Consider the following 23,979-nt stretch of genomic DNA (forward strand, 5'->3'; position numbering starts at 1 on the left):
CCTATGAACAGTAGCACATTGAACGAAATAGCGAGAAAAGTCAGGATTGTATTGGTAAAAATGCCATGGAAAAGGATTCTGACTTTTTCTTTTTTTGTGTTGCTGTCCGCCGTTTTTTGGTTTATGCAAATATATCGCCAGAATTTCCAAACAACCTGCTATATCCCCATCCGGTATGTGTCGGTTCCAGATAGCATTACGTTCGAGAACGAGCTTCCTCCGGGTATTGATGTAACGATTGGGACTAGCGGATATGAATTGTTCCGGTATTTTTTCGCGAAGAAAAACGACTCGCTGGATATAAATGTGGCCGATATAATCCGGTTTTCGGACCGGAAAATATTGCAAGGCTCCATGTTTGAGCAAATTATAAAAGATAGGCTTTTGCCCACATCAACTATTTTGGACTATAGCCCCAACCGCATATCTTTCTACTATTCGCTTCTGCAACAAAAGAAAATACCCGTAATATTGGACGGTCAGGTTTTCTTGGAACAAGGCTACTTGCTAAGCGGAGACATCTATACGATTCCCGATTCGGTTATAGCCTACGGCGGAAAAGATGTACTCGGCAGTTTAAACTATGCCTATACGGTGGACGATACCATTACAATCGGTAACATGAAATCTCCGAGCCCTTTGGTATATTGTATCAAACCGATAAGCAACGTAAAATTTGAGCCCAACAACGTGGTAGTAGTAGTCCCTGTGGATAAATATACACAAAAAGATGTCAGCATTCCGATAACATGCAACCATTTGCCTGCCGATTTAAGGATTAAGTTCTTCCCGTCCAGTGTAAAGGTTTCTTTTTTGGTCGGACTTTCCCAATACAGTTCCATATCGCAAAGAGACTTTTCGGTGGAATTGGATTACAACGACCTGAAAAACAGCGCTGAAACCCTTATTCCCTTGCGTGTAACATCGTCGCCCGATCACATCCATAATCTTTCATTATCGCCTTCGGAAGTAGAGTTCTTATTTGAACAGAAATAAGTTATGCTAAAGCTAGGAATAACAGGAGGTATAGGAAGCGGCAAGTCGGTAGTATCCCGAATCTTGTCGTTGATGGGCATTCCGGTATATATTGCCGATGACGAAAGCAAGAAACTAACAGCCACATCCGCCGTAATAAAGAAAGGCCTTATCGAAGCCTTTGGCGAACAGCTATACGAGGGAAACACCCTGAATAAAGCGCTGTTGGCATCCTGCATATTCAGCGATAAACAAAAACTGCAAACCGCAAACTCAATTATTCACCCCGAAGTAGCAAAACACTACGGCGAATGGCTGAATGCTCACAACCGGTTCCCCATTATCGCCCACGAATCGGCCATCCTGTTTGAATCGGGATGGAACAGCATGATGGACAAAATTGTTACAATATATACCCCGCCGGACATAAGAATTCAGCGGGCAACAGAACGGGATAACACAACAAGAGAAAGCATACAGGAACGCATAAACAACCAAATGCCCGACGAAGAAAAAGCCAAGCTATCCGATTACGTGATATACAATGACGGGAGTGTATCGTTGATTGGGCAGGTTGGGGAGTTGCTGGGGGAGTTGGGGATGGAATGAAAATTGAAAATGAAACACCACATACTCATATTATCAATAATATTTACCGGTTTGCTGTCGTGCAATGCGCCACAGCAGGATAAAAAAGAAACTTTGTCGGTTTCGATAGAGCCGCAGAAGTTTTTTCTCGAGACAATTGTTGGAGACAAATTTCGGGTAAATTGCGTCATATCATCCGGTTCAAACCCCGAGAGCTTCGATCCTTCTCCTTCGCAGATGGTGGCTTTGAGCAAAAGTACCGCCTATTTCAAGGTTGGACATTTGAGTTTCGAGAATGTCTGGATAAAGAAAGTTATGGATAATAACCGGTCGTTGAGTATCGTAGATTGTTCCGAGGGCATCCGCATTATCGCCGGAAACGCTGTGGAACAACCGGCTGCCAAAAGTCATGCCGACACCGATCCGCATATCTGGAGCTCGCCTCAAACGGCTTCTGTTATGGCCAAAAACATGTATGCCGCCATCGTTGGTCTCGACCCCGGGAACGAAGAGTCTTATACCAAAAACCTGAATACCTTGTTGGCCGAATTTGCCACAACCGACAGCATCATCCGCTTGCATCTGGAAAAAGCGCCGGTGAAGTCTTTCCTGATTTTTCATCCGGCTTTGAGCTATTTTGCCAACGAATACGGGCTTCAGCAATACAGCATCGAGTACGAAAGCAAAAGCCCTACTCCAGCCCAATTGAAACAATTGATTGACAGGGCAAAACAAAACAATATACGCGTGGTTTTTATTCAGAAAGAATACGACCGGAAAAATGCCGAAACCATCGCGAAAGAAATAGATGCAACGGTTGTCCCTATTGATTTACTCTCGTACCGGTGGAGCGAACAACTAATTATGATAGCCAAATCTTTAGCCCTCGAAAATGAATGAAATTCTGAAAATATCGGATTTGTCGGTAGCCTACGATAACGAACCGCCTGTTTTGAGGAATGTCAACCTGAATGTTTCCAAAAACGACTTTCTCGGCATTATCGGGCCCAACGGAGGCGGTAAAACCTCCTTGCTTAAAGCCATACTGGGATTGGTGAAACCCTCATCGGGCAAGATAGAGTTTTTCGACAAGGGCGAAAAGACAAACAAGCTGAATATCGGCTACTTACCCCAAATCAACCAAATAGACAAGAAATTTCCGATTTCGGTACTCGATGTTATTTTATCGGGATTGACCCCCGGAAAGAAATTTTTTTCTACTTTTACCAGGCAGCAGAAAGAAATGGCTGCCATTACCGCCCGGAAAATGGGATTGGAGAACAGGCTGAAACACCCGGTTGGCGATTTATCCGGCGGACAGTTGCAACGGGCATTGCTGGGACGGGCGATTGTCGATAATCCGAATCTTTTGGTGTTGGACGAACCAAATTCTTATGTCGATAAGCGCTTTGAAACAAATTTTTATCATATATTAGCCGAATTAAACGACAATACGGCAATTATACTGGTTTCGCACGATGTGGGAACGGTTCTGTCGCAGGTGAAAAACATTGCCTGTGTCAATGGCGGACTGCATTATCATGCGGGCAGCAATATCACACCTGACTGGCTGGGGAAATATTACGCCTCTTGTCCGATTGAAATTGTGGGGCATGGCGATTTCCCTCACCGGGTGTTGGAAAAACACAATAATTGCGATTGTTGCCAGGAAGATAAGCAACAGTAAATCCAAGCTTGTAACTGACTATTGTATATATACTTACCGAAACAATAAAAGGTCTGGGACCTTAAAACAAACAATATTTAAAACCACTAAAGCTATGAGAAAAAGTTTATCGTTCTTTCTTGCAGGAATATTATTTATACTGTCGGGATGTGGAAGTGTTCCGATTACGGGACGGAAACAAATGCTGCTGGTGTCGGATCAGGAAGTATTGGGATTGAGTTTGCAGCAATACGACGAATATATCAAAACGGCGCCCAAATCGACCAGTGCGGCGAATACGGCCCTGGTCGTGAAAGTGGGAAAGAATATTGCAGCGGCAGTAGAAACCTACCTGAGAAACAACGGCTATGAGAGCGAAATCGCCAACCTTGCCTGGGAGTTTAACCTGGTGAAAAGCGATCAAGTGAACGCTTTTTGTATGCCCGGCGGAAAAATAGTGGTGTATGAAGGTATTTTACCCTACACCCAAAACGAAACCGGATTGGCCGTAGTACTCGGACACGAAGTTGCCCACGCCATCGCCAAGCACGCAAACGAGCGGATGAGCCAACAAATGCTGGCTCAATCGGGCACAGCGATAATCGGCGCCGCAATAAGTACTAAATCGGAAGCAACGCAACAAATTGCAGCTGCCGCCCTTGGATTGGGAACGCAAGTCGGCGTACTACTTCCTTTTTCGCGAAAACAAGAACTCGAAGCCGACCAATTGGGCTTGGTATTTATGGCCATGGCCGGATACGACCCCAGACAGGCCGAAGCATTCTGGACGCGGATGGCTCAGCAAGGCTCAGCAACGCCCGAGTTTATGAGCACCCACCCCTCAGATGCACACCGCATTAGCGATATTCAAAAATATTTGCCCACAGCCCTCAAATATTACAATGGGGCAGGAGCAGCACCTTTGGGAAAGACCTCCGGTAAATGGAGTTTTTGAGATAGATTGAAATTGGTTAGGAGATTGCGGGTCGAAGCCCGCAATGACAGAAAAAATGTAAAGGGGCGAAACCAAAACCGGTTCGCCCCTTACATTTTTTAAATCAATCAATAATTATAAAGGATATTCGTCAAAAGCGTACAACACGGTTGACAAATACCTTTCGCCTGTATCAGGCAAAAGAACAACGATATTTTTTCCTTTGTTTTCGGGTAGAGCGGCAAGTTCTGCTGCGGCAAAAGCAGCAGCGCCTGACGATATACCAACCAGTAATCCTTCTTTCTTGGCCAATTCGCGACTGGTGCGAATGGCATCATCGTTTGAAACAGGAACTATTTTGTCTATCACCGTAGCATCGAAGTTTTTAGGCACGAACCCGGCGCCAATACCCTGTATTTTGTGAGGGCCTGATGCTCCACCCGATAGAACCGGTGAATCGGAGGGTTCGACAGCTATAATCTGAACTTTCGGGTTCAATTCTTTCAAACGCTTCCCTACTCCACTAACGGTACCGCCCGTACCGACACCTGAAACAAATACGTCAACCTTTCCATCGGTGTCGCGCCAAACTTCTTCGGCAGTTGTTTTGTAATGGATAGCCGGATTGGATGGGTTATTGAATTGCTGGAGAATAACGGAGTCCGGCGTTTCTTTTTGCAAGGCTTCCGCTTTTTCAATGGCGCCTTTCATACCGGCAAAACCGGGTGTCAGCACCAAATTAGCGCCAAGAGCCTTGAGCAGGTTCCGGCGTTCCAAACTCATGGTTTCGGGCATGGTCAGAATCAGTTTATAGCCTTTAGAAGCCGAAACAAAAGCCAAACCAATACCGGTGTTACCACTCGTTGGTTCAATAATTGTTGATCCTGCTTTCAAAAGACCAGCCTCTTCGGCATCTTCAATCATGGCCAAAGCAATTCTATCCTTAACGCTTCCTGCCGGATTGAAGTATTCCAATTTAGCAATCAAATGTGCATTCAGAGCCTTTTCACTCTCATACGAACTTAATTCCAATAAGGGAGTATTCCCTACTAAATCCGTTAATTTTTTTGCGATCTTTGTCATAATATATAATAATTAAATCTTAAGTATTCGATGTAACAAAGATATTATTATTTATGGATATATGAAATAGCATGTTTGTGGTATTTTTATATTAGATATTTGTGGTACTTTTGTAAGTAAATAACAACGAACAGATGAGACCATTTATATTAGCTGATAATCAGGATATTACTCGCGAAGGAATACAGTCGTTGTTACGACAAATCGAATTACCGGATCCCATCCGGGAAGTTGCTTCCCGCAATAATCTTTTGCAGGAACTAAAAATATATCCCGATGCGGTTGTTGTGTTGGATTACACGCTCTTCGATTTTTCGAGCATCGACGAAATGAAGAACATCAGGCAAGGGCATCCCGGCTCTTCGTGGTTGCTATTCTCCGAAGAATTGGGCGAACATTTCCTCCGCTACGTGTTGCTTTCCGACAGTTCATTTAATGTAGTGATGAAAAGCAGTTCAAAACAGGAAATACTGACTGCCATCAAACACAGCTATCTCAACGAAAGTTATATTTGCGACATAGCCAAACAGGTGCTCGATGGAGATGTGCCGGTGATAAACGCCCCCGACATGCTTACTGCCAGCGAAAAACTGGTATTGCACGAAATTGCGCTCGGAAAAACGACAAAAGAAATAGCCTACGAAAAAAATCTGAGTTTTCACACCATAAATACCCACCGGAAAAATATCTTCCGCAAGTTGGGAGTAAGCAACGTACACGAGGCCATCAGGTACGCCATGCGGGCCGGGATAACCGATTTAACAGAATATTACATATAAAATTTGCCTATTGCTTAAAGATTTTGTCTAAAAATCAAAATTCAAAACAAATTCTTAATCTTTTTCAAAATAATATCTTATATTTGCAATTCAATTGTACTTATAAGTTTTTTATATAAAGATTATGGCCAGTATTACTTTCAAAAGCAGTAGAGTAAACACCTCAGGGGACTTACCTGCTATCGGTAGCAGCGCTCCTGCGTTTACGTTCGTAAAAAGTGATTTATCAGAAATAACATTATCCGAATTGAAAGGAAAGTATGTTGTGCTCAATATTTTTCCGAGTATCGACACGGGAGTATGTGCCACATCAGTACGGAGATTCAATAAAGAAGCAGCCGGTTTGGCTAACACTTTAGTACTCGCGGTATCGGCCGATCTTCCTTTTGCAAGCGGAAGGTTCTGTACAACAGAAGGCATTGAAAACGTGCTTCCTGCATCTGTATTCAGGAACCCCGGATTTTCGGCGGATTATGGCGTATTGATGCTTGATGGCCCATTGAAAGGACTTTTGGCGCGTAGTGTAGTAATAATAGACCCGCAAGGGAAAATATCTTATACTGAGTTAGTTCCAGAGATTACTCAGGAACCTGATTATCAGAAGGCAATTAACTCAATTGTGTAGTTTTGTAAAGTTTGTGTTAAGAAGAGAAAGTCTGCGAAGCGATTTTGCGGACTTTTTTGCGTTTATAAAGCCCCTCCAACCTCCCCAGAGGAGAGGCTTAAAAGGAATAAAAAAGGAACATACCGGACAATAGTCGAACATGGGAAGAACGCAAAATCATGTGTTTAGTCCCGCAGGGGACAATACTTTATTAACCGTATGCTTCAGCTTACGGATAAAGAATCGCCTCATCTAAACAAGTCCCGCATGGGACGACACTTGGACACGCTACCAAGTGTCGCCCCATGCGGGGCTTAGGCTATCGTATTGTCTGTCAATCCGTAAGCTGAAGCATACGGTTAAATAAAGCGCCGTCCTCTGCGGGACTAAACATAGCGTATTATTTGCGATAATTCGCGTAATCCGCGTAATTTGCGTTCCTATATTCCATATCTGAGCCCGCAATGACAAGCTCAGATAAAGACTTATGATACAACTTCTTACATTACTATTTCAAAATGCTTAACGTGTAAGAATAGTTGTATTCTTTGCCCATAAAACGGTATTCGTCCAAAGGTCTGACTCCCCACGAATTTACGCCGGCAACTCCACGCTGGAACAAATCCACCGAAAGCGCTACCTCATTTCGTGGGATAATATCCGACCAATGTTGCTGCTTTTTAGTCATTCCGGGGTCTAAATCTTCGGGGTAATTATTCAAGGCGCTTACCGACAAGGGTTGGGCTCCGTCGATTCGGATACCTTTTCCCGAATTATTTTTCAGCGTTAACCAGCGAACATCTGTTTTATTCCCGGTTTCCTGCGGACGGTAATAGCTGAATGCCTGATCTTCCACTTTTCCATTCCAAATACCCATAAATGTATCGTATTTGCGATCCACATAATTTTCCCGAGGGCCTCTGCCATACCATGTAAAATTATTGTATTCTTGCGTCAAAGACATAATCATACCAAAACGCATCATTTCGGGCAAATCGTCCGAGAGCGCCTTGTAATGCGAATCTATGGTAAGGCTTCCATCTTTATTCACAGTATAGACAATATCAACAGCCGCTTCAATGCCTTTCAGTTTAACCGAGTAACTAACAGATACACAACCATTCTGCTCCTGCTTTCCTTTGTAGGTGTATATCACATTGTATCCGGCAGCATCCCAGAGCCTCAAATTATATTGTTCCTTACTACCGAAATCGTTGTCGGTTGGGGCGCGCCAGAAATTCAAGCGGGGCAATTCGCGCAATACATTCCGGCCATCATTTTTCACACTCAACAATCCCTTACCGTTTTCCGCCGAAAATTCGTAGCTTACATTACCCGACTTCACTGTGATTACCTTATCATTGGTCGAAACATCCAAAGTTCCGGCTGTTTCGTTTTTAGCCACAAAATAATTATTTGTACCAAAAGCAAACTCTTCTTTCGCCGTCTCAAATCCGGCTGCGACCAAGGGGGTTTCTACTTTACTATATGCATAGATTTGCAGAAAATACTCTGTTCCGGCTTCAGGCGCTATTTTAGGAAGATTCAATTTTATATCCTTTTGTGTATTAGCAGGGACAACCGCCTCAAAAGCTCCTTCGGCAAAAGCTGCTCCGTTTTTCAATATCACCCATTTATAGGTATAATTCTCCTTCGTCAGGTCTGTAAACTTAAAGTCGTTGATGACCGTTATTACACCCTTATCAATATCCTTATTCTTGAACAGAATATTCTGATATACCTTTTTAACGATGTAAGTATGAGGCATATATTGTTGATCGGGAGTAATCATGCCATCCATACAGAAATTACCGTCATTTCTCCGGTCATATCCTTTCAAATCGCCGCCGTATGCCCAATAAAAGCGTCCTTGTTCGTCTGTCGTTGCAAAACCATGGTTGTACCATTCCCAGATAAAACCACCCTGCATATTTTTGCTACTGCGCATTATATCCCAGTATTCCTGCATGTTACCCATACTGTTACCCATGGCATGAGCATATTCGCACATGATAAAAGGACGTCCCAAATCACTTTCTGCTTCACGCTTCATCGAGCCTACCGAGGGATACATCGGGCAAATAATATCCGTGTTCCGGTTGCGCCCGGCTTGTTCGTACTGCACAACACGGCTTTTATCGCGTTCTTTCGCCCAGTCGTACATGTCGTAAAATGCTTTTCCATTGCTGGCTTCGTTTCCCAAGGACCAGATGATGACCGAAGCATGATTTTTATCCCTTTCAACCAACCTGATAACCCGATCGAGATGGGCAGCGCGCCATTCAGGGAAATTCGACACATTATTAGGCCCATAACCCAATCCATGCGATTCCAGATTTGCTTCGTCCACCAAATAAATGCCGTATTCGTCGCACAATTTGTACCAAAGAGGCGCTTGCGGATAGTGAGATGTACGCACAGCATTGACATTCAATTCCTTCATCAACTGCAAGTTACGCATCATTACTTCGCGGCTTACTACCTGTCCTGTTTTTGTACTAAACTCGTGTAGATTAACCCCTTTGACGTATATTTTTTGGCCATTCACAAACAATTGTCCATCCTTTATTTCAATTTTTCTGAAGCCGATTTTATGAGAGGTTGTCTCAATAATTCTTCCATTCTCATCTTTCAAGCTTATAAGCATAGTATATAAATTCGGTGTTTCTGCCGTCCATTTAACCGGATTGGATACTTGTCCCGAGAGAGTAATACTACTTATATCATTAACCGGAATATTTATTTTTTGAACCTTAGAAAATACTTTCTTAGAAGCCTTATCCAAGAGTGTTACTTCCACCTGCCGACTCGCCAAATTGTTGGTGTAATTCTTCAATTTCATATCCACACTAAACACTCCATTTTTATAAGAGGCATCCAAATCGGGGTGTGCAAAGAAGTCAAGAATACGGGTTTGAGCAGTACTGTACAAATATACACTACGAATTATGCCTCCCAATCTCCACATGTCCTGGTCTTCCAGATAATAGCCGTCGCTATACTTGTGCACTTCGCAAGCCAGCGTATTTCTACCTTTGTGTATATATGGTGTTATATCAAATTCAGCCGGGCTTTTCGAGTTTTGAGTATAACCCACTTTTTGTCCGTTTACCCACACATACATTGCATTTGTACCCGCATCAAAATGAATAAATACCTTGCGTCCGTCCCAGTTATCGGGAATATCAAAATCTCGGCGATACGAACCCACCGGCGCATCTTCCTTGTCAATAAAAGGAGGATTGGCCCTGAAACCAAAGCCGGTATTTACATAAAACGGAACACCATAGCCGTTAAACTCCCAATTGCCGGGAACCGGAATTTCGGCCCATTTGCTTACATCATAACTTTCCCTGTAAAAACCTTCGGGAACATCAGCCGGTTTTGGCGACCAATTAAATTTCCATAAGCCGTCAAGCAATTGATAATAAGGACTGTTAGCATACACGTCGGCAAGCGCCAGACTTTCGTTGGGATAGGGAATGGAGGTTGCCCTCGTATCCTCTTTGTTCACCGCAAATATCTCGGGATTCTCCCAATCATATTTAGCCGATTGTGCCGTGAGACTAATGCTAACTAAAAAAAATAAAAACAAAAACGATTTTTTCATGATATGTATAATTGGTTAATATAATCAGTACCAAGTAAATGCTTCAGAACGGATACCCTACTGCTATGTGCCAGGCTGTATTCCGCTTCATGTCGAGGGGCTTTAATATAGGCCATTTAAAAGCTGTCTTGTTGATGTATTCGGCGCCTCCACTCGTTTCCATGTAGCGGCTGGCCGGATTATAGACTTTCCAACCGCAATCGAGGCGAATTAAAACATAGTTGAAATCCAAGCGGAATCCCAATCCCCAGGCGCCGGCTATTTCTTTGTAAAAAGTATTTACCCTGAAAGCCCCGTTTTTTTGCCCCTCATATTCTCTGATTGTCCAAATATTACCGGCATCGAGAAATGCGGCCAATTCGAGTTTCCAGAAAACTTTACTCCGGTATTCTACATTCGCATCGAAGCGTATGTCTCCCGATTGATCGTAGAATGTAGCCCCTTGCCTGTTCAATGCACCGGGGCCTAACTCCCGAATCTGCCAACCTCTTACACTGTTCGCTCCACCCGAAAAAAACCGTTTTTGGATAGGCACAATCCGGTTATTTCCATAAGGATATACTACTCCGCCACCCAAACGCCAGGCCAGCGAATTTTTTTCGTCCAAGGGAATAGTCCTGCTATAATCCACATTGCCAAGTGCATACTGCGAATAGCGGGTGTTGAATATTTTTTTACCTTTCTCATTGTCATCCTCCTCAATACCGGTCAATGCCGACAAAAGAGAAAGAAAATTTCCCGCAGTCTCTAACGAAAGTTTTAACGAATGCGTTGAATATAAGCCTCTTCTCTCCGAAGGATTGTAATTGGAATTCACGTATGTGTAGCCTGTGCTCAATATAAACTGGTCGGTAAAACTGTATTTCAAGGCGGCTTCAGTCAGGGTGTTCTCAAAGTCATGGGTAATATTGGGTATATGGATATAGCTGACATCAATGAGGTCGAAAGAGTGCCGGGCCAACGAATTACGCCTATTCTGCCACGAATAAGTAACCCTGGAAGAAAGGATTGTGCGGGTAAAATATTCGGGACGCCGTTGGTAAAAATAATTTAAAGTAAATTGTGTGGAAGCACGGATGCCCTTCCTGAAATCCCTCGACAAAAGAGGAAACATAAATTGAGGGAACAAAACCGATGTCTCTCCGCCTATTTCAAAATAGTTTTCGTCAAAACTCGAAAAACTTGATCCTAGCGCCTCGTACGAACCTTGTAATTTGGCATTAAACAATTCCGAGCCTTTAAAAATATTCCGGTGAGTATAGCCTATACCCGCTCCTATCCCAAACTGACCATCCGAATTCGTGCCTTCTATTTCGGTTGATACGCCTTGTTTTTTATCCGGTACGCAGGTTATTATACACCGGAGTTTTATCGAGTCATTCTCTGTAAATTTCTCATATATGATATTCACATTTTTGAGGATATGCAGCTGATACAGAGAATTATACGTCATCGAAGTAGCATTCTCGTTATAGAGGGCGCCGGGAATTATAAAACAATTATCGTTGATAACATATGGCTTAATATAGTTCCCCCTTTTTCCATAATAAATCTTATATCGCCCATTTTGCCGGTAAATGGTATCTGTTGCCACATAGCTACTTATATCTCCATCCGTTAAAGGATTGTAGTCCACGTAGAAACTGACGTTATCCACAATATATTGCCTGTGCGTACTTTCGTTAATATCCCTGTTTTCAGCCCTTTCCATAAACGGATAGATGGTCAGCTCCAAAGCGGCCATGTCTTTTCCTACAGTTGTATCGGCCACAAAACCAATATATTCCTTATTAAAATCGTAATAACCAAACCGCCTCAGTACCGAAACTACACGCTCCCGCTCTTCATCAAGGAGATTCAAGTCGAAGACCGATTGGTTCTTTATCAAGGTATTGCGCATCAACAGACGGTTCAGGCTGGAGGATGTCAAGGGGTTACCTCTCCCCTGCATATTCCTGAAAATCAGCGTATCGGTTAGTACCGAATCGGGAATATGTATAGCATAATCTTCTATCCGGTAAGGCTCACCCGATTTTATCGAATAGCCGACCCTTACCCGTTTATTTCCCTTTTTTATTTCGGGAGTTACCTGCGCATGTACATAACCTCTGTTGGAAAGAATGCGAGTGATGTTATCTACCGACTTTTCTACTAAAGTACTATCGTAGATTACAGGGGGTTCTCCACCACTCTTAAGAACCCTGTTAATCCATTTCGTTGTGTCGCTTCCCGACATATTATAGATAAATAGAGGAAGTCGGAATATGGCCAGTGTTTTGTAGTTGCTTTTTTGGCTGATGTAGGGTTCAATATCCATGGACGAAAAAGCCTTTGTATCCACTTTCACGCTGGCGCTTTGCAACCAATATTCACCTTCGGGAACATACTTTGTAGAACTGCAGGATGGAACCAGCAGCACAAATACAACGAAAATAAATAAGATATATAGCGGTTTAAACTTCATTCTACCCTTTGCTTTTTCGGTAAAATACGAACAAATAAACAAACCTGTATTCTACGCCTGTAATTTAGACAACAAATTTAGGATTTTAATTGTTTCTTTTCGTAGTTTTGTTCCAAAAAGAAAACAAATATGTAAAATGTTGGACATGAGCCTTAGCAAAAACAAAATAAAATACATCCAGTCGCTGAAAGAAAAGAAGTTCAGAATAGAACATAAAACATTTGTAGCCGAAGGAAATAAAATGGTTTCGGAACTGTTATCGCGCCTGAAATGCCAGCTGCTTATCGGCACAAAAGACTTTTTGGAGAGTTGCGATTCGGATCGTGCCGGAGAAATAATCGAAACCTCGGCAACAGAACTGGCAAAAGCGAGTTTTCTGAAAACGCCACAACAAGCTCTGGCTGTGTTCTATCAGCCTGAGTATGAAATAGACTACATACTATTAAAAACCCAGCTAAGCCTGGCCCTCGATGGCGTTCAAGACCCCGGCAACCTCGGTACGATTGTCCGGTTAGCCGACTGGTACGGCATCGGAACTATTTTCTGCTCGAAAGATACGGCAGATATTTACAATCCCAAAACCGTGCAAGCCACCATGGGCGCCTTGGCAAGAGTAAAACTCCACTACCTCGATTTGGAAGATTTTTTCAACAAAATTATAGATATACCCACTTATGGAACACTACTGGATGGAAGGAACATGTACGAAGAAAAACTAAGTCCCACCGGCATTATCGTGATGGGAAACGAGGGAAACGGCATCAGACCCGAAATCGAAAGATTAATCACGCACAAATTATACATCCCCAATTACCCCGCAGGCCGGGAAACATCCGAATCGCTAAATGTGGCCGTTGCCACAGCGATTATTTGTGCCGAGTTCAGGCGAATAGCCCCCCAACTGTCTGAACCACGATTTTAATATGATAAATAAGATTTACATGATTTTTCGCAGGGGGCTGTCTCATAAGTATTTTTGAACACGAATTACGCAAATTACGCGAATTATCGCAATTTATTTATGGTTGAAATTCAATTAAATAAGAAAAAGATATAGTGGCTTATTTGTGTAATTCGAGTAATTAGCGTTCTTTTGAGACAGCCTCTACATTATTCACATTGGCACATTATTCTAATTATTCACATTGCCCTGCGTCTCTACCTTTGAAACTTTGAACTTTAAACTTTTCACACTACATTTGTGCCTTATTTCAACTATTGATTATTTCAAGCCTTATGAAAATCGAAAATAAATTACAGGCAGACATCATAAAGGGAATCGCCGAGTTATATGGCAACAATATCCCCGAAAATCAGGTTCAACTACAAAAAACAAAAAAAGAATACAAAGGGCATCTCACTTTGGTAACTTTTCCCTTGCTCAAAATATCGAGAAAAACCCCCGAACAAACAGCCGGAGAAATAGGCGCCTGGCTGCTGTCCAACTCCGCCTGCATCGAGGAATACAATGTCATCAAAGGCTTTCTGAATTTATCCATAAAGTCGTCTTGCTGGATTGAGTTGCTGAACAACGCCAATCGGGACGATGCGTACGGCATCAGGACAACCCGGGAGAACACTCCGCTGGTGATGATAGAATATGCATCGCCCAACACAAACAAGCCTCTCCATTTGGGGCATGTCCGCAATAATTTGCTTGGACACGCCTTATCGGAAGTGTTGAAAGCCAACGGGAAAAATGTGGTGAAAACCAACATCGTGAACGACAGGGGAATACATATCTGCAAATCGATGCTTGCCTGGAAAAAATGGGGCAACGGAGCAACTCCCGAATCGACGGGGATGAAAGGCGACCATTTGGTGGGCGATTATTATGTATTGTTCGACAAGCATTACAAAGCCGAACTGGCCGAGTTGGAGGGCAAAGGTTTATCGAAACAGGAGGCCGAAGCTCAATCGCCGTTGATGGCCGAAGCCCGCGAAATGCTTCGTAAATGGGAAGCCGGAGACGAAGAAACCGTCCGGATTTGGGAAACAATGAATAGCTGGGTATATGCCGGTTTCGACGAAACCTATAAAAAAATGGGCGTGAGCTTCGACAAAATATATTACGAATCGCAAACTTACCTGAGCGGAAAAGAGACCGTAACGGAAGGCCTGAAAAAAGGCATATTCTACCAAAAAGAAGACGAATCGGTTTGGGCAAACCTCGAAGGAAATGGCCTCGACCACAAGCTGTTACTCCGTGGAGACGGCACCTCGGTTTATATGACACAGGACATCGGAACCGCCAAAATACGTTTCGACGATTACCCTATCGACAAGATGATATACGTTGTCGGCAATGAGCAGAACTACCACTTTCAGGTGCTGTCAATCGTCTTGGACAAATTGGGTTTCGCTTTTGGCAAGGGCTTGATACATTTTTCGTACGGCATGGTGGAATTGCCCGAAGGGAAGATGAAATCGCGGGAAGGAACCGTTGTTGATGCAGACGACCTGATGGACGAAATGATAGAAACCGCCCGTGAAACATCAAAGGAATTGGGCAAGCTCGACGGCTGCACGCCACAGGAAGCCGACAGCATTGCCGAAACAGTGGGACTGGGCGCCTTAAAATACTTCATCCTGAAAGTTGACCCCAAAAAGAACATGACTTTCGACCCCAAAGAATCAATTGATTTCAACGGAAACACGGGGCCGTTTATACAATACACCTACGCGCGCATCCGGTCGGTGGTGCGGAAAGCTGCCGAGGCCGGAATCGGTCTGCCTGCAAGTCTGCCGGTGGATATTGCCTTGTCGGAAAAAGAACAAAGCCTCGTCCAGTTGCTGGGCGAATTTCCTTCGATTATAAAGCAAGCCGGAGACGAATACAATCCCGCCCTTATTGCCAATTATGTGTATGACCTGGCAAAAGAATACAACCAGTTCTACCACGATTTCAGCATCCTGAAAGAAGAAAATAACGAGTTGAAACTATTCCGTTTAATCCTGTCTCAAAATATTGCCAAAGTGATAAGGCAAGGGATGACGCTGCTGGGCATCAATGTTCCTGAGAGAATGTAGGGGACGTGAAAAATTAATTCGTAACTAATTTCACTCATTTTGTTGTATAGTAATACAACATTTATTATCTTTGTAGTATGTTAAGGAGGATAAGAACTTATGGAGGGTATTTCGAGGACTTCATAAATACGCTAACCGACAAAGAGCAAGAGAAAGTGCAGTATGCGCTCCTGTTGCTAAAAACACAAGACCGATTACCTGTTAAGTTTATAAAACATATAAGGGATGGACTGTATGAATTAAGAATTGAATACAACAAAAATATCTACAGGGTGTTTTTTATTTTTGACAATGATTGCATTGTTGTATTGTTTAACGGATTTCAAAAGAAGACACAAAAGACACCGTTAAACGAAATCGAAAAAGCGTTTAAAATCAGGGAGGAATATTATGCAGACAAACAATCACCAAATAGTTGACTACGATACTGTACTTGATGCCAGGTTTGGTAAAGAAGGAACCTCGTCAAGAATAGAGGCAGAGGAAAAGGCCTTGGCTTTTTATACCGGCAAAGTGATAGAAGATGTCAGAAAAAAAGCCCGTATAACACAAGCCGAACTTGGCCGGCGTATAGGTTCCGACAGGGCATATATATCACGAATTGAAAGTGGCAAAATAGAACCAAAGGTTTCGACTTTTTACCGGATTATGAATGCAATCGGTGTAAAAGTTGAATTATCCATGTCTGTATAACATGCAGTTAATGAACCTTATTCCTCGGATGGTGTTCTATAATTTCCTGGCGGAGAAATTCCCTGTCCATGTGGGTATAGATTTCGGTGGTGGTGATTTTTTCGTGCCCCATCATTTGTTGTATGGCGCGAATGTTGGCGCCGCCTTCGAGCAGGTGCGTGGCGAATGAATGGCGGAAAGTATGCGGACTGATATTCTTCTTGATATTTGCCAGCGCCGCATATTCCTTGATGAAATGGAACACCATGATGCGGGAAATGCCTGTGCCCCGTTTGCTTAAAAACACCGTGTTTTCGTGGCCTTTCTTCACATCAACAAGCTTGCGGTCGAGCATATAGTTATCGAGTTCTTTGATGGCTGCCGGCGAAACGGGCACAAGCCGCTGTTTGCTCCCTTTCCCCTCCACACGGATAAATCCATCGGCCAGAAACATGTCCGAGAATTTCAGATTCGTCAGTTCGGAGATGCGCAGGCCACAGCTGTACAGCACCTCCATGATGGCTTTGTTCCGCCGACCCTCTTTTGTCGATAAATCGGTGGTTCTCATCATATTATCTATCTCCTCTACCGACAGAACGGTGGGCAGTTTCAACCCTATTTTGGGCGTTTCGAGCAGCTCAGTCGGGTCGGATTGCACATAGCCGTCAACAAGCAAAAAACCGTAGAACGACTTGATGCCCGATATGATACGCGCCACCGAACGCGGACTGATGCCCAAATCGTAGAGTTGCGCTACAAATTGTTGCAGATTCTCCAGCCGGACCTCTTCTATTTTCAGCCCTTCGTTTTCCAAAAAACCAAGCAACTTGTTCAGGTCGTCCATGTATGCCTCAATCGAATTGCCCGACAACGACCTTTCGAGTAAAAGATAGCTTTTGTATCTGTCTGTAACGTTTTGCTTCACCATAATGCTAGTTTTCTACAAAGATAAGCATGAATTTAGGCTGTTATCAACTTTGTTCTTAGTTTTATCATTATATTTGCATTTGATTTATTAAAATGCGTGCTATGGACTCATTCAAAAAACTCGTGAAAATTCTGTTCGGCAAGTTCTCGAAGGTACAGCTTATTGTACTTGCGGTAATCATTTTATTTGGATTTATCATCAGCGACAGCAGTATATTTGCCCGCATCGAATACAATGCCGAGATTAGCAATTTGAAGAAACAAATAGAATATTACCAGAACAAAACGGAGGAGGACAAGCGGAAACTGAACGAACTACGCTCGAACAAAGAGAATATTGAGAAGTTTGCCCGCGAAAACTATTTGATGAAGAAAGAAAACGAAGAAATTTTTATAATTAAATAAAGCGGATGAATCAGAAAACAAAAGATATTCTTTATCCGGTTTCGGCAATAGCTATTCTGGTTGCAGCCGTTGTGTATGCTTTCGCGCCCGATGTTGCCGGTTACATCATGATAGCCGGTGTTGCAGGCTTTACGTTTGTAACGCTCACATCTCCCTATCCGGGGAAAAGCATTCGGGGAAAACGGTTGTTTAACATCCAGCTCCTGGCCATTTTGCTGATGATTGTCTCCGCCGCCCTGATGTTTGAAAAAATAAACCAGTGGGTAGTTACCTTACTACTCGCAGGAATATTTACGTTATATTGTTCGGCGCTGTTACCCAAAGAATTGGAGAAAGAAAATAAGGAATAAACCCAAAACGCAATCAAGGGACCACCTTCCCAGGCAATCCCTTGACATATTCCATATTTTAATATCCAATTTAATTAGGCTGATTTTCTCTTAGCGCTTGCACGCCAGGATATTTATATGGAGCAGCCCCTCCAAACCTCCCCGTAGGGGAGGCTTCAAAAGTCCCCCTGCGGGGGATTTAGGGGGCTGGAATTTGGAGGGGCTTTTTTGTATATTCTACACTTCCGTCATCATACACCGTCCGCTTGATTAGCAGGCCTTTGGCGGTTGCTTTTGTCGGCTTGCCTGTCAGGTCGATGAATGAGGAGGATAGTTCTACTTTACCTACGGCTTCCTTAACTTCTCTTACTCCTGTTGATACATCTTTGAAGTAGATTTTTATGCCGAAGATGTTGGGTGCGGAGTTGTTTGAGCTGGAGAAATTTACGGTGGCAAAGTTTCCTGATGTGGCCCATTTTAAGCGGATGGCTTTTACCTGACTGTCGAAGTTGGCTATCTCTGTTTTTGGTGTTACGGGAAGGGCGCCCTGATAGGCTGTTTCGGGTATCAGATAGGCGGCTACCAAGCAGGCATCAACCTGACTGGTAGGGAATCCCAGGGCTTTAGCTACGTTTAATGTTGGGGCAGTGGGCATGCCTACATTCTCCCAGAAATAGACGCCTGGAAAATTCGTATCAGCTGCACCGCCTGTCAAGCTTACTGCTACAACGGGATAGCTTGAAGCGGAGGCCAGCGACGAACCGGAGTACTCCACTTTTTCGATAATGAAGGCGCCGTTGTTGAGGATGTCAATGTAACCTCCTGCGTTCAATGTCAATGCCGTAAATGCGCTGTTAATACTTAGACAGGCTACGGAGCCCACTATATCATCTCTGACGCTTCCGCCGGACACGCTTACGGTGATGCCGTTGCCTGCATTGCTGTACAAGGCGCCCGATGATACATCTGCCGGAGCAAAGTTTTTGAGTACAATGGCCGGGTCGCCTTGAGCGGTTGCAGCTAAACTGCCGACTAGTAGCATGGATGCTAACATAAATTTTTTGTAATTCTTTTTCATAAACTAAAATTTAGCCCCTCCAACCTCCCCGGCCTCTATCCCCCTACGGGTACTTTCTCCAAAAGGAGAAAGGAAAAGGTAAAAGCTTTTGGAGGCTTTCAGGGTGTTATTAATACTATTTTTTTTGTTTTATCGCAAATGCGCTCCCAGCCCCCTAAATCCCCCGTAGGGGGACTTGTTGAATCCCCCCTACGGGGGGTGGGGGGGCTGTTGGTTATTTTATTATTTTTTTACTAACCGTCTTACCACCTGCATAAACCTTCACAATAACCAAATTCTCATTGCCGAGCGTTGCATTCAACGAATGGTTATTAGGCCTGGCCGAATAGATGATTTGACCTTGTACGTTATATACAAATACTTCATCTATCACTTCCTGCGATTCGATATGTAACAGCTTGTCTTTTACAGTTATTACTATTGATTCGTCATCGGTTTGGGCTTCGGCCAGGCCTGTTTCTACTTTCACTATTTTTAGCGAGAAGCGGTTGTCGATAAACAGGTTTTCGTCGGGCGTTACGTTGTCGAAGGTGTACATCGATTGTTTAGTCAGGTCGTAATCCTTTCCGGTGGCGGCGTCGTACAAATAGGCTTTGCAATCGGCTGCCACCAAGTTGGTCAGGTTACCTATGTTGATGGTAATCTTTTCGTTCGATGGCGTCCTGAAGCCCAATGGTACGGCGCCGCCTGTTTTGAGGTACTCGTATGGTAAGGAGTTCAGGTTGACGCGTTTACCGTCTCCCGACAGGCTGTAACTGCCTATTGGCCGCACATCGGAGCCTGTTGACGAAAAGAGCGCCATTACGTCTTCGTTGCCATCGAACCCGGCTGCATAGTTGTCGCCGAAGCTGATGTAAGTCTTTGAGCGACTGGCGCCTTGCGTTGCTGTAACCGGAACATCCAGGCGTTTATTGCTGTCGGTGGCTACGGCTGCGCTACGGATTGTATTTCCCGGAACGCGTTCGGTCATGGCGCCGTTGACAGTGAGCGTTGTGAATGGTGCAATGGCTTCTACTATAAAGGCTTGCATAGGCGCTATATCCTTTGTCAGCGTACTGGCGCTGCCTATTTTGTAGTAGTCGTAATTACCGGTGGAGGGGTTCAGAATCCGGTACTCGTTCTTGATTTTTCCCGAATTGGCTGCATGGAACTTGTCGAAATCCAAATGGGCCATAAAGGGGTTGCCGACCATCACAAACCGGCCTGCAGCAGGTGCATCGGGCGTTGTCAAATCGAAATTGGCGCCGTTGGCTCCCGAGCCGTCAAAAATAAAGCGGTTGGCATTTGTTCTCGACACGTTGAATGTCGGGAAATCGGGACTTATATTGTCTGTGCCTTTGTAATATATATTGTAGCTCAAATCCTTTTTGGGGAATGCGAAGGGGTGTATTCTTTCCTTGTCTTTGTTATCACTTACCCAGACTCCTACGCCTTGACCTTTCTCAAAAGTTACATCCGGCTCGGTGAGCAGCCAACTCCATTCGGGACCTATGGCATCGCTGAAACTTCCGTTCGATGAGTTATTTATACCCCATACCTTGATATAGGCTGTAATGGAATCCTTCGCCGGTATCGGATTATCGACATAGAAGTCGCCCACGTAGAAGTTTTTCAACGGCGGAGCGAACATGTACCAGCGGTGCGTCCGGAGATTGGCCTCCACAAATGCCTTATTATACGTCAACAGGTCGGGACGTTTGATTTCGCCGCCAAAGTTGAAGTAAATGCTGTCGGCTGTGGGCACGCCCAGTGGCGGATAGGGCAGCGTAGTTGTCGCGCCCAAATCGGGGAAGTTGAGGCCACCACCTGCGGTTATAAGCACATTGGTACAGGTTTGCGGAATGTTGGCCAGCGGATACACACCTGTGGGATCGGCCGGATTGTACCAGTTGTCGGGATTGTGCCAGTCGCCGTCGTTTGTGGGCTTCCTCCACACCAGGCTGTCGGGTGCGCGATAAACATAAATGGTATCCAGCAAGGGCGAAACGGGGGCTCCTGTGGTTTTGTAGAAAGCCTGCACCAGCATGTACGACACCGGAGCGGAATCTTTAGGACCAAAGGAGCGAGTATCGGAATAGGCGCCGCCGTCTTGGAGTACGTTGCCACCGGGGGTGGGCAAGTACCATTGAATATTGTAGGTGTTTATTGGGTTGGCGATTAGCGTACCACTGCTGCCTTCGCACAGAATGGTCATACCGTCGAGGGCATTGAAGCCCAGCGCGCGGTTGTTGTAGCCTTCGTGGCATTCCTCCATGCCGCTGTATGCGGGGCTGAGGTCGCCCGGGTCGGTAGTCAGGTTCATGGTGATGGCGTAACCGTCAACAGGTGTTACCGGCAAATCGCCTACCGGAACGGTGAACGACACTGCCAGCGAGGCGCCGGGGTTCAGACCCGATGCGTTATCGATACGGTAGCTGTAAGCGCCGCCGCTTGCGGGATCACTATTTACCACTTTTTGATAGACCGCAGGACTTCCTGTGAATGAATACATCTGGAAGTTGATAGGGCCGGTAAATACTACACCGCCAATGTTTTGTATAGTAACTTTCACACTCATGTTGCCGCTGCCATCGTATTCTATTTTGCGCGGTGCGCCCGCTCTAAAGGTCAGGTCGGCGCCTTCGGTTGTCATCGTTCCTTCGAGGTTCAGCATCGTGGACTGTTGCAGGAAGTTATTGAATGGCCGCGTTATTGTTCCATCGGCTGCTATAAATTTGGCCGCCGGACTGATGGGACGCTTGGGAATGGTGAGGTCGTCGTTCACCCAAAGGGGGTTATACATTGCCTGATGCCACAGATTGCGGGCAGGCGCCCATTTTTCGGAGTCGACAGTGGTATTAGCGGCATAAACACGCAACATACCATGCGTTTGATCGCCACCGCTAATATCATTCATTGTTGTGGCAATTTCGGCATGGCCATCATTGTCAATATCTATCACCGAGGGGTATTCGTTCAGGGTTCCCGAGAATACATTCGAAAAAGTAGCTTCTACCTTTGCTTGCGGTACACCGCTTACGATTGTATCCTTAATAATGCGCAAAGTGGTAATATCGCGGTAAATCATGCGCGCTTGACCATCCTGAGCGAAATCGAACATGGACATCGTGGTGTTGGCAGACGTATCGGATGTAGGTACAGACCACCTCTTAACTAAATTTCGATTAGGAATATCCAATTTATAAGCTTCAAATATACTGGCGCTTGTTACGGCAAATTCGGGGTATCCGTCTCCATCAATATCTCCGGCAAACGGACGGGAGGGGCCGCCATTTGTCGCCATCGATGCCCTGTTGTTATGGTATAATTGTCCGGTGCGTGGGTTATACACATACACATGAGCGCCTGCATCTTTACAACCAACTATCACATCCAATTTTCCATCCAGGTCTATATCCACAACACCTGTTGTACCATCTCCAATGTCGGTACGAGTAGCGTCCCATCGTTCGGTATAATCATTGCCCGCAGCATTAGGCAGCAAAAAATCGGCTTTGTAGTTGGCTCTGCGCCACAAGCGGTAGGTATTTAATGGGTTTTGGCTGGTATAATCTTCGATATGCACTTTATATACGCTGCCGCCGCCAATCAGTTCGGGGTATCCGTCCCCATCCACATCCACAGCAATCATACCCATCGAAAATACACCGACAGTAGGGGATTGATGTCCGCCACGCGAGAAGTAGTAACCGGCAGGAGCCAGCCCACCTGCTCCGGCAGTAGTAGGCGCCACTGCTGTACCGGCATTATTGGTTGTAACCATTAGCAACTGGCCGGTTTCGGCATTAAATATCCGTTCGCCGCAAATAATCTGTTGATTGCCATCCCCCATAAGATCGGTAATAAAAGGTTGAGGCGCATGATAGTTATCATTTTCATTCAGGGATACGCTCCAAGTTTCGGTGTAAGCGCCTGTTCCGGTTCCGGTCTTGTCGTAGCGGTACAATATATGCATCTTTGGATTGGCAAAAAAGATGGAAGCAGGAATTGTCTTCGGATCGACACTTCCGTCTGTGATCTTGGCTATGGCAACATACAATCCGCTCCAGTGTGTGGACGCGGTCCATCCTGTAACAGGAATCACATATTTTACATCCAAAGCCTTTGTCGTTTCATTATAATTGTACACAACAAGATTACTGACAGTATTATATGAGCTACCGTTTCTAACTGCATTAACTATCAGTTCCACCTTACCGTCATTGTCAATATCTCCGCCAAAAACCTCCGACAGCGTACTGATCTGATACCCGCCATTTGCTATGTTGTAGCTTGATGAGGTTAATTGTGCTATATCAAATTTTATCCCCTCCGGCTTGGTAAAGCAGCTGGCATCGGAAATAGGGCCGGGCTTTTCACCAATATAAATATAAGCCTTGGCCGTAACGGGCGCCGGGCTTGAGGGGCACTGTATGGAATACACCAGCGAGTCCACACCCGATTGTTCGCCGGGGATATACAAAATAGTGTGTGTAGTGGGGTCGTATCCTGCCCAAGCGCTTGTTTTATAAGGCCCGGCGGTTACCGTTACCACCAAGTCGCCTATTTGGCAAGCATCGCCATAAAAGTCGTTAGCCAACACATCAAGAGTACTCGCTCCCCACTCGTTGTTAGGCTGCACAAAAAAGTCGTCAGGGTTGGCAATAATCACCTGTGCCTTCACCGTTTGCACACCCAACAGGCACCCGATAAGCGCGGCGAATAAAAATTTATATTTTCTCATTTTTCCTAGTTTTAAAGAATGAATAAGCAAAAAGCAATAAGCTCATCGAGAGCACAATAGTGTAGTCAACAGCAGCCACCGGCAGCCATGTTTCCTTGTTGCCGTTCCCCTT

19 protein-coding genes are annotated in these 23,979 nt (G+C 44.6%); 13 read left to right on the forward strand and 6 right to left on the reverse strand.

Annotation, left to right across the window (positions count from 1 at the left end; all coding sequences use genetic code 11):
• Positions 1-3 precede the first annotated feature (3 nt).
• The 5 genes from ACYPWY_RS10320 to ACYPWY_RS10340 all read left to right on the forward strand — a co-directional run bounded on the left by ACYPWY_RS10320 (position 4) and on the right by ACYPWY_RS10340 (position 4,184).
• Positions 4-996 carry a YbbR-like domain-containing protein gene (locus tag ACYPWY_RS10320; RefSeq protein ID WP_459685446.1) on the forward strand — a complete coding sequence of 331 codons (993 nt, stop codon included), beginning with the start codon at positions 4-6 and terminating at the stop codon, positions 994-996.
• A 3-nt stretch (positions 997-999) separates the two neighbouring features.
• Complete coding sequence (gene coaE, locus ACYPWY_RS10325; RefSeq protein WP_459685447.1) at positions 1,000-1,584, forward strand: dephospho-CoA kinase; 585 nt, start codon at positions 1,000-1,002, stop codon at positions 1,582-1,584.
• A 9-nt stretch (positions 1,585-1,593) separates the two neighbouring features.
• Positions 1,594-2,463, forward strand: a complete 870-nt coding sequence (locus ACYPWY_RS10330; protein WP_459685448.1) for a metal ABC transporter solute-binding protein, Zn/Mn family — start codon at positions 1,594-1,596, stop codon at positions 2,461-2,463.
• The gene (locus ACYPWY_RS10335) at positions 2,456-3,250 is read left to right on the forward strand and encodes a metal ABC transporter ATP-binding protein (protein WP_459685449.1); all 795 of its coding nucleotides are present in this window, start codon (positions 2,456-2,458) and stop codon (positions 3,248-3,250) included. The genes ACYPWY_RS10330 and ACYPWY_RS10335 overlap by 8 nt, the downstream gene beginning before the upstream one ends.
• 94 nt (positions 3,251-3,344) lie before the next feature.
• Positions 3,345-4,184 (forward strand): M48 family metallopeptidase, encoded by an 840-nt coding sequence (locus tag ACYPWY_RS10340; RefSeq protein ID WP_459685450.1) that lies wholly within the window; start codon positions 3,345-3,347, stop codon positions 4,182-4,184.
• 114 nt (positions 4,185-4,298) lie between these two features.
• Here ACYPWY_RS10340 and cysK read toward each other — a convergent pair whose 3' ends face one another.
• Positions 4,299-5,246 carry a cysteine synthase A gene (gene cysK / locus ACYPWY_RS10345; RefSeq protein WP_459685451.1) on the reverse strand — a complete coding sequence of 316 codons (948 nt, stop codon included), beginning with the start codon at positions 5,244-5,246 and terminating at the stop codon, positions 4,299-4,301.
• A gap of 134 nt (positions 5,247-5,380) precedes the next feature.
• Here cysK and ACYPWY_RS10350 point away from each other — a divergent pair, with 134 nt between their 5' ends.
• Entirely contained in the window at positions 5,381-6,025 is a 645-nt protein-coding gene (locus tag ACYPWY_RS10350; protein ID WP_459685452.1) for a response regulator transcription factor, read from the forward strand.
• 124 nt (positions 6,026-6,149) lie between these two features.
• Positions 6,150-6,650: a thiol peroxidase gene (gene tpx, locus ACYPWY_RS10355; RefSeq protein ID WP_459685453.1), complete on the forward strand. Its 501-nt coding sequence runs from the start codon at positions 6,150-6,152 to the stop codon at positions 6,648-6,650.
• A 487-nt stretch (positions 6,651-7,137) separates the two neighbouring features.
• Here tpx and lacZ read toward each other — a convergent pair whose 3' ends face one another.
• Together lacZ and tamL are read right to left on the reverse strand one after the other, a co-directional pair.
• Positions 7,138-10,239, reverse strand: a complete 3,102-nt coding sequence (lacZ, locus tag ACYPWY_RS10360) for a beta-galactosidase, LacZ type (RefSeq protein ID WP_459685454.1) — start codon at positions 10,237-10,239, stop codon at positions 7,138-7,140.
• Positions 10,240-10,282: 43 nt separating this feature from the next.
• Positions 10,283-12,703: a translocation and assembly module lipoprotein TamL gene (gene tamL, locus ACYPWY_RS10365; RefSeq protein ID WP_459685455.1), complete on the reverse strand. Its 2,421-nt coding sequence runs from the start codon at positions 12,701-12,703 to the stop codon at positions 10,283-10,285.
• A 145-nt stretch (positions 12,704-12,848) separates the two neighbouring features.
• Between tamL and ACYPWY_RS10370 the strand changes: the two genes are divergently transcribed.
• The 4 genes from ACYPWY_RS10370 (at position 12,849) to ACYPWY_RS10385 (ending at position 16,426) form a co-directional block, all read left to right on the forward strand.
• A complete protein-coding gene (locus ACYPWY_RS10370; RefSeq protein WP_459685456.1) occupies positions 12,849-13,625 on the forward strand; it encodes an RNA methyltransferase in 777 nt (258 codons plus the stop codon).
• A 314-nt stretch (positions 13,626-13,939) separates the two neighbouring features.
• Positions 13,940-15,733 carry an arginine--tRNA ligase gene (argS, locus tag ACYPWY_RS10375; RefSeq protein WP_459685457.1) on the forward strand — a complete coding sequence of 598 codons (1,794 nt, stop codon included), beginning with the start codon at positions 13,940-13,942 and terminating at the stop codon, positions 15,731-15,733.
• A gap of 77 nt (positions 15,734-15,810) precedes the next feature.
• A complete protein-coding gene (locus tag ACYPWY_RS10380; RefSeq protein ID WP_459685458.1) occupies positions 15,811-16,152 on the forward strand; it encodes a type II toxin-antitoxin system RelE/ParE family toxin in 342 nt (113 codons plus the stop codon).
• Positions 16,124-16,426: a helix-turn-helix domain-containing protein gene (locus tag ACYPWY_RS10385; RefSeq protein ID WP_459685459.1), complete on the forward strand. Its 303-nt coding sequence runs from the start codon at positions 16,124-16,126 to the stop codon at positions 16,424-16,426. The genes ACYPWY_RS10380 and ACYPWY_RS10385 overlap by 29 nt, the downstream gene beginning before the upstream one ends.
• Before the next feature lie 7 nt (positions 16,427-16,433).
• On the opposite strand, the gene xerD is transcribed toward ACYPWY_RS10385, so the two are convergent.
• Entirely contained in the window at positions 16,434-17,333 is a 900-nt protein-coding gene (gene xerD, locus ACYPWY_RS10390) for a site-specific tyrosine recombinase XerD (RefSeq protein ID WP_459685460.1), read from the reverse strand.
• Between the two features lie 101 nt (positions 17,334-17,434).
• Here xerD and ACYPWY_RS10395 point away from each other — a divergent pair, with 101 nt between their 5' ends.
• A complete protein-coding gene (locus tag ACYPWY_RS10395) occupies positions 17,435-17,737 on the forward strand; it encodes an FtsB family cell division protein (RefSeq protein ID WP_459685461.1) in 303 nt (100 codons plus the stop codon).
• A 5-nt stretch (positions 17,738-17,742) separates the two neighbouring features.
• Positions 17,743-18,087, forward strand: coding sequence for a hypothetical protein (locus tag ACYPWY_RS10400; RefSeq protein ID WP_459685462.1), 345 nt, complete (start codon positions 17,743-17,745; stop codon positions 18,085-18,087).
• A 178-nt stretch (positions 18,088-18,265) separates the two neighbouring features.
• Here the strand turns inward: ACYPWY_RS10400 and ACYPWY_RS10405 are convergent, their stop codons facing one another.
• Both ACYPWY_RS10405 and ACYPWY_RS10410 read right to left on the reverse strand, forming a co-directional pair.
• A complete protein-coding gene (locus ACYPWY_RS10405; protein ID WP_459685463.1) occupies positions 18,266-19,144 on the reverse strand; it encodes a hypothetical protein in 879 nt (292 codons plus the stop codon).
• A gap of 214 nt (positions 19,145-19,358) precedes the next feature.
• On the reverse strand, positions 19,359-23,867 hold the full coding sequence (locus tag ACYPWY_RS10410; protein WP_459685464.1) for an FG-GAP-like repeat-containing protein: 4,509 nt from the start codon (positions 23,865-23,867) through the stop codon (positions 19,359-19,361).
• Between the last annotated feature and the right edge of the window lie 112 nt (positions 23,868-23,979).

Source organism: Viscerimonas tarda, assembly GCF_054601255.1.